At 70.1% G+C, this 6559-nt stretch carries 8 protein-coding genes; 3 read left to right on the top strand and 5 right to left on the bottom strand.

The annotated features are described in order from the left end of the window. On the bottom strand, window positions 1-637 hold a 637-nt coding region (locus ABT367_RS30335), incomplete at its 3' end, for an AfsR/SARP family transcriptional regulator (protein ID WP_352256464.1). A gap of 155 nt (window positions 638-792) precedes the next feature. Here ABT367_RS30335 and ABT367_RS30330 point away from each other — a divergent pair. The 3 genes from ABT367_RS30330 (at window position 793) to ABT367_RS30320 (ending at window position 3052) form a co-directional block, all read left to right on the top strand. Continuing rightward, window positions 793-1434 (top strand): hemerythrin domain-containing protein, encoded by a 642-nt coding sequence (locus tag ABT367_RS30330; RefSeq protein ID WP_352256463.1) that lies wholly within the window; start codon window positions 793-795, stop codon window positions 1432-1434. An 86-nt stretch (window positions 1435-1520) separates the two neighbouring features. Continuing rightward, complete coding sequence (locus ABT367_RS30325; RefSeq protein WP_352256462.1) at window positions 1521-1961, top strand: DUF4267 domain-containing protein; 441 nt, start codon at window positions 1521-1523, stop codon at window positions 1959-1961. Between the two features lie 248 nt (window positions 1962-2209). Beyond that, window positions 2210-3052, top strand: a complete 843-nt coding sequence (locus ABT367_RS30320; RefSeq protein WP_352256461.1) for an EamA family transporter — start codon at window positions 2210-2212, stop codon at window positions 3050-3052. Window positions 3053-3209: 157 nt separating this feature from the next. On the opposite strand, the gene ABT367_RS30315 is transcribed toward ABT367_RS30320, so the two are convergent. The 4 genes from ABT367_RS30315 to ABT367_RS30300 all read right to left on the bottom strand — a co-directional run bounded on the left by ABT367_RS30315 (window position 3210) and on the right by ABT367_RS30300 (window position 6418). Then, complete coding sequence (locus ABT367_RS30315) at window positions 3210-3473, bottom strand: hypothetical protein (protein WP_352256460.1); 264 nt, start codon at window positions 3471-3473, stop codon at window positions 3210-3212. 155 nt (window positions 3474-3628) lie between these two features. Next, entirely contained in the window at window positions 3629-4375 is a 747-nt protein-coding gene (locus ABT367_RS30310; protein ID WP_352256459.1) for a hypothetical protein, read from the bottom strand. 130 nt (window positions 4376-4505) lie between these two features. Further along, window positions 4506-5780 (bottom strand): M48 family metallopeptidase, encoded by a 1275-nt coding sequence (locus tag ABT367_RS30305; protein WP_352256458.1) that lies wholly within the window; start codon window positions 5778-5780, stop codon window positions 4506-4508. A gap of 101 nt (window positions 5781-5881) precedes the next feature. Beyond that, entirely contained in the window at window positions 5882-6418 is a 537-nt protein-coding gene (locus ABT367_RS30300) for a GNAT family N-acetyltransferase (RefSeq protein WP_352256457.1), read from the bottom strand. Window positions 6419-6559: the final 141 nt, after the last annotated feature.

Here is a 6559-nt window from a genome sequence, read left to right as displayed (position 1 = left end):
CGGCCTGGCGGCCGCTGCTCCACAGCGCGAGGGCGTGCAGGCGCCAGCCCTCTTCGCGCAGGGGAGCGTCACGGGTGAGGCTCTCCGCCTCGGGCACCGCCGCCGCGGGAGCGCCGAGCCGCATCCCCACCGCGGTGCGCAATTCCCGTGCGACCAGGCGGAGTTCGCCCAGGCGTGCGGTCTCGGCGGCGGCCCAGGGCTCGTCGGCGACCTCGGCGAACGCGGGGCCCTGCCACAGCGCAAGCGCCTCGTCGAGACGGGCGTGGGCGATACGGGGATCGGCGCACGTACGCGCCTGGTCGAGCATGTCCTCGAAGCGCCATGCGTCCACCGCATCCGGCGGCAGCCGCAGGGCGTAGCCGGGCGAGGCGCTCACCAGCAGGCGTGCCGGGGTCCGCGGCGGGCGGCCGGGCTCCAGGAGGCGGCGCAGGTTTGACACGTACGCCTGCAACGAGGCCAAGGCGCGCGACGGCGGTTCGCCTCTCCACAGGTCCTCGACCATCCGGTCGACCGGCACGACCTGCCCGCGCGCCGCCACGAGCAGGGCCAGTACGCCGCGCTGCCGGGGGCCGCCGAGCGGCACGGAACCGCCGCCGACCTCGGCGGCGAACGACCCCAACACCCGTACCAAGACCATGAGGTGGCCCATCGTACGCGCGTTCGCCGCACGCGTTCCAAGTCGACTCCAAGAGCCCTCCAAGACCCCGGGAGCAGTCTTCAACACATCGAGCGGAAGACGGCCCGGAGCAGACCGACGAAGGGCCGCACCACACGGATGAGGGGCAAGAGCAGATGAGCGTCAACACCCAGGACATGGAGATCGTCCACCGCGCCTTCCGCCGTGAGACGCGGCTGCTGATGGAGCTCGTCGCGGCAGTGGCCCCCGGCGACACCGCCCGCGCCAAGGTGATCGCGGATCACTTCCGGGACTACCGGCTGGGGTTGAAGAACCACCACGAGGGCGAGGACGAACTGCTGTGGCCGCCGCTCCTGGCCCGGGTCGATCTGGAGGCGGACATCGTCCTGCGCATGGAGGTCCAGCACGAGCGCGTCGCGGCCACCATGACCCGCCTCGACACCGCGTTCCCTGCCTGGGAGGCCGCCGCCGGAGCCGGCGAACGCGACACCCTCGTGGCGGCCCTCGCCGATCACCGGGCGGTCCTGCTCGAGCACCTCGACGACGAGGAGGCCACGCTGCTCCCGCTCGCGGCCAAGCACCTCACCGAGCGCGAGTGGGCCTCTCTGGGGGACCACTTGGTGGCCCACACGCCCAAGCTCACGCTGCTCACCCTCTTCGGCCTCGTTCTGGAGGACGCGAACCAGGCCGAGCGCGCCACGCTCCTGTCCGCTCTGCCCGCACCGGTACGCGGCATCTGGCACGTGATCGGCCGCCCCCGCTACGCCCGCCACATCCGCCGGGTCCGCGCGGCCTGAACCGGCCCGTTCTTCCCGGCACTTGTTCCCTCCCGCTACTTCCCCCCCGCTATTCCCTCCCGCCCGAACCTCGCAAGGAGACCACCATGACGCTCAAGACCGTCAACACCGCCGTGACCGCTGCCCTCGTCCTCTTCACCTTCTGGTTCGGCGGACAGTTCATCCTGACCCCGGAGACCGTCGCGCCGACCTTCGGCCTCCCGAGCTGGCCCTCCGGCGACGGCGGCGGCTTCCTGATCCTCAAGGGCATCCGCGACGTCGGGAGCGGCCTGGTCATCGGCGTCCTGCTCCTGACCGGTCACCGCCGCGCCATGGCCTGGGCCCTGCTGACCGAGTCCCTCATCCCCTTCGGCGACATGAGCAACATCCTCGCCCACCAGGGCTCCACCGCCGCGGCGTTCGGCGTCCACGGCCTGACCGCGGTGACGATGGTCATCCTCGGCCTCCTGCTCCTGCGCGAGACCCGCACGGCCACTCTGGTCCCGGCGCCCGTCGAGGCGACTGCTCCGGTACCCGCGATGCGTTGAACGTAGGACGCGAAAGTCGGTGAACGCCTCGGCCTACTCGGTCGGGGCGTTCATTTGTCGGCCGGCTTTCGCCTGGCATAGGGGGTGCTTCCAGCTGTTTGGCTGGTCAGGTTAAGCCGGTGTGACCGATGCCGGACGTCCTGCGCCCGCCTAACGTCGACGCCATACCGAACTCGAGGCAGACGCCCGAGATCCCAGGGGCCCGTTTCCTGCCGATGCCCTCCACCCAAGAGCCGCAAGGAGAACGTGTGCTCACCATCCTGCTCGCCCTCGGGGCTTGCCTGGGCTGGGGAGTCTCCGACTTCCTGGGCGGGCTCAAGAGCCGTTCCCTGCCGCTGTCGTCCGTGCTGCTGGTCTCGCAGACCATCGCCTTGGGCCTGCTCGCGGTGATCGTGGTGGGACGGGGGTCCGGCCTCCCCGACGCTGCCTCGCTCGGCCAGGCCGCCGTCGCCGGGCTGGCCGAAACGGCCGGTATCGCCGCCCTCTACCGGGGCCTGGCTGTCGGCAGGATGAGCATCGTCGCACCGGTCGCGGCGACGGCACCCGGTGTGCCGCTGGTTGCCGCACTGATGACCGGTCAGGTCCCCGGACCGCTGCAGTTCACCGGCCTAGCCCTCGCCCTCGTCGGCCTGATCGTCACCTCCCGCCCGCCGAAGGGACATCGCGGAACGGGACCCGGGACCCTGCCGAGCCTCGGCTACGGCCTGCTGGCGGCGCTGGGCTTCGGCACCTTCTTCCTCACCATGCACAACGCCGGTGAGAGCGATGTCGGTTGGGCCCTCCTGACGGCCCGACTCGCCGCGGTGAGCGTGATTGCCGTCGTCGTCCTGCGACGTCGACACGTCCGCGTTCCGAAGGCCGAGCTGCCCGCGATCGGCGCGATCGGCGTCCTCATCGTCACGGCCGACTCGCTGTACACCACCGCATCGACCCACGGCCTCGTGAGCATCGCCGCCGTCCTCGGCTCGCTGCACACTCTCGTCACGATCGCCCTCGCACGAGTGGTGCTCAAGGAACGAATCGAACGGCCCCAGCAGATCGGTATCGCCCTCGCACTCATCGGCGTACTGACCTTGTCCGCCACAGCCTGACGCTCTGCGGGTGCCATCCATGGTCGAGACCGCGCTTCCGATGAGGCAGTAAGGCGCAAGCACGGTGCGCGCGCTGCCCGTTGCGGGGTCCCACCAAAGTAGGCGACCTCCCAGCTCAGCCCGTCCCCCAAAAAGGCGCCGCACCCATCGGAGTTCGTCAATCCAGGCCCAGGTCCGCTTTAGCAGCTGTATGGAGTCGGTCGAGTTTGGCGACCAGCCCGATGCGCGTGTTGATCGGCAGGAAGCCGGGCCGCCGTCCGCGCTGTTCAGCGGTGAATTGATCGATCCTTTGCATCGAGTGCTGATAGTCCTTCGTCAAATCGGCCAAAGCCTGTGCGCGAGCCGAGGCATCGAGTGGCATGCCGGTGTGGTGTCGCGCCACGATGCTCTGGAACTGCCTTTTGGTGTCCGCGAGGGTCATTGCGCCAGCGCCTCCAGGGATACCTTCCCGCAAAGACGACACCGGTGGAGCGCTGCAGCAGGTGACAGCCACCAGAGGCGACTCGCAGGGTGACCCGCACGAGCATGGTGTGCGCTGACACGTCCTGATCGGTCCCGGGGCCGTGCACGTATCGGTCAGAAGGGAGGTTCGAGATCGCCTCGGCCATCGCTGCGCGGCCCCCAGTCCCAGGGCTCCTCCAGGGAAGGTTCAGAGGCGGGGACCTCATGGCCCCATGCTTCGAGTGTCTGCCGGGCCACGCGCCGGTTGAGCGAGTCGCTACTGGTGTCCAGGATGGAGCGCGCGTGCAGGGCGAGGTGATCGCGGTGCTCGGCGAGCGCGGGGTGTTCAGCGAGGATGAGCGCGGCGATGACGGCGGCTTCGCGCACATCCTCGTGACTGTCCTGGAGGAAGGGCGCGACGGCCTCATAAAGCATCGGACGCAGATCCCGGAGGGCCGCCACCGTGGTGTCATGGGTGAGGAAGCCAGGGAAGTACTGCTCCATGCGGCCCACAACCTCGTCGGAGGCGTCGTAGGCCGTGGACGTCAACCAGTTCAACAGCGTGGCGCGGATGGGGACGTTGCGATAGGGCCGGACGGTCATAGCCGCCGGGTGGGTGAGGATGCCGGCGACATACATGGCGACGGGAGCGGTGGCTTCGTAGACGGTGTTCTGGTGGCCGACCAGCTCACCCAGCTCCGACAAAGCGGTGACCTGAACTTTGGGATCGGGCTCCAACAGCCGTGCCAAAACCCTGGGAAGGTCCTCACCGTTCCCGAAAGCCGTCTGGAGCGAACCCCAATCAGTCTCTGCCATGACTGCCTGGTAAGGCGGCAAGTCAGGCTCGCGGGGCGGCACGGCGTTGGAACGGCTGTGGTTCACATGCCGAACCTAGACCAGACTTCCGAGCGGCTTCCCTTCCGGGCCGACTCGGTATGCGTCCTGCCGCATGCGTGGCATATCACCAGTTCGGAAAGCCTGCTCCGGCGGCTGTAGGGCCGAGCAGACGCTCTCAGCTCCGTTGCATCCGCCGCATCCGTAACGGCCCGCGGGCCCCGGCCGTCGAGATGGCGCGGGCCAGTTCGCGGTCGATGGCTGCGGCCTGCTGTCCGGTGCACGTGACGCGCGCCTCGTCGTACGCGCGCTGTTCGGCCAGAGCCAGGCGCAGGTGGGTCGGCGGGTGCGTGTCGTCCTCGTAGTGCCACTGCAACTGGCTGACCCGCAGCAGGCGTTCGCGCTCGTGGTCGGGCAGGTCGAGGGCCGCGCGGGCCGCCTCGCGCCAGGGCTTGCGGCGCCAGTCCAGCACGCCGTCCACGAGCAGTTCGTCGAGCGCCTCCACGGCCCGATCGGCGTGCAGGAGCCGTTCGGCCAGACCGTACGCGGCCTCGCTGGAGGCGGTGCGGGCGGCGAGTTCGTCGGCGAGGAACTCCGCGCGGGTCGCGTCGCGCAGGCTGAGCCGGTCGATCAGGCGCAGCAAGCCGTCGGTCGCGTACCACGGCCAGCGCAGCACACCGTGCCCGAACCAGTACCGCAGCCGCCCTCCGCGCCACCGGCCCGGATCGAGCCAGTGCCGCCACCAGGCCAGGGTGCCGAGCGCGTTGCCGACGACCAGGCCGTGCCGGGTGTCGCCGTTGGTGAAGTGACCGAGCTCGTGGCCGAGCAGAGCGACCCGCTGCTGCGGCGTGAGCGTCTCCCAGAGGGTGAGCCCGACGCACAGCACCCGCTGCCGTGGCCGGCGCGAGGTCACGTACGCATTGAAGCCGGGCTCCAGAACGACGAGGTCCACGCCCCGTGTACCCACCTCCCGCGCCACTTTGTCGAGCAGCGCGAACAGGCGGGGCGCGGACTGCCGGTCGAGGGTCGGCAACTCCGGGTGCAGCGGCGGCACCCAGGGGCGCAGCACCGCCGAGAAGAACAGCAGCGCAAGGCCGAGCGAGAGACTGAGCGGGTTCCACCAGCCGGTGACGAGCAGCGCCACCGCACCACCCGCGAGCCCCACGGACGCTCCGACGACGCCGCAGGACAGGGCGTACGCGGCGATCCGCGCAGCCGTCCAGCGCGAGCGGCGCCCGAAGTCCCCGGTCCTGACCAGCTCCTGGTAGACCTCCTCGGCCCGCTGACCCGCGACCTCGGCGCGCCGCTCGGCGGTGCGGTCGAGGCCGAACACGAACAGCTCGGGCGCCACATTCCAGTCGCAGGCGCGGCACCAGACCACATGGTCCGCGTGCACCGGCATCCCGGCCCCGCACTGCGGACACGGCTCGCTCTCGACGCGCCTGGTCTCCATCGTCGGCCCCCGCTCTCAAGCTCCCCACGACAACGACGCGTTGGGGCCCTGAGCGGTTCGCCCACGTCGCGATCTGATCGGGCAGTGCCCGGGTTTCCTGGTCACATGGGGAGCGACAGCAGCTGTACGGGACCTGAGGGCCAGCGAGCGTCATCGCGCAGTGCCGTCACCATCGTCCGCAACGGCATGGTCACCTGTCGGCCCTCGGGTTGCTCGACTCGTACGTGCTCGTCGAGCGGGTGCCATCCGAGGCGCCGGTAGAGCGGTACGAGGGGAGGCCGGCAGAACAGGAGCGCGTGCTCGGGGCCCATCGTGCGAGCGTGCTCCAGGGCAGCGGTGACGACGGCCCGCGCCAGGCCCTTGCCTTGCATATTGGGCGCGACGGCCACTCCGCCGACGCCCACCACCTCTGTCCGCGCCCCGCCGATCGCGATGGGAAGCCGCAAGAGACCGGCGTGCGCCACGAGTCGGCCTTCGAGTCTGATGCCGAAGTGGTCCTTCTTGGGCAGCCAGGTCAGTCCGGTCGAGGCGACCCCGAAAGGATCGTCACCGGTGCCGAGGATCTCCTCCAGGTCCGTCTTCGTGTACGTGGCGAGGCGCACCGCGGCCGGTGTGTGAGGGGAGCGGTTCGCAGTCATGACCACATCATGATCGCGCCGACGGCCCTGGGCCAAACGCGATCGAGCCGCCCGCCGGAGTTCCCCCGTGGCGGACGGCTCGCGTCAGCAAGGTGTTCAGAGATCAAAGGCGGTGGCGGCGACGTAAGCGTCTTGGGCCGC

Source organism: Streptomyces mesophilus, from assembly GCF_040300965.1.
Taxonomy (GTDB): Bacteria; Actinomycetota; Actinomycetes; order Streptomycetales; family Streptomycetaceae; genus Streptomyces; species Streptomyces mesophilus_A.
The sequence above is the reverse complement of the archived record's forward strand: the minus strand, read 5'-3'. Positions and strand labels throughout refer to the sequence as shown.

What these genes read in the sequence shown, in the direction of transcription:
- ABT367_RS30305 (WP_352256458.1), bottom strand. Translation starts at nt 5,780, where the DNA reads ATGGAGACCAGGCGCGTCGAGAGCGAGCCGTGTCCGCAGTGCGGGGCC.
- ABT367_RS30300 (WP_352256457.1), bottom strand. Translation starts at nt 6,418, where the DNA reads ATGACTGCGAACCGCTCCCCTCACACACCGGCCGCGGTGCGCCTCGCC.
- ABT367_RS30325 (WP_352256462.1), top strand. Translation starts at nt 1,521, where the DNA reads ATGACGCTCAAGACCGTCAACACCGCCGTGACCGCTGCCCTCGTCCTC.
- ABT367_RS30330 (WP_352256463.1), top strand. Translation starts at nt 793, where the DNA reads ATGAGCGTCAACACCCAGGACATGGAGATCGTCCACCGCGCCTTCCGC.
- ABT367_RS30315 (WP_352256460.1), bottom strand. Translation starts at nt 3,473, where the DNA reads ATGACCCTCGCGGACACCAAAAGGCAGTTCCAGAGCATCGTGGCGCGA.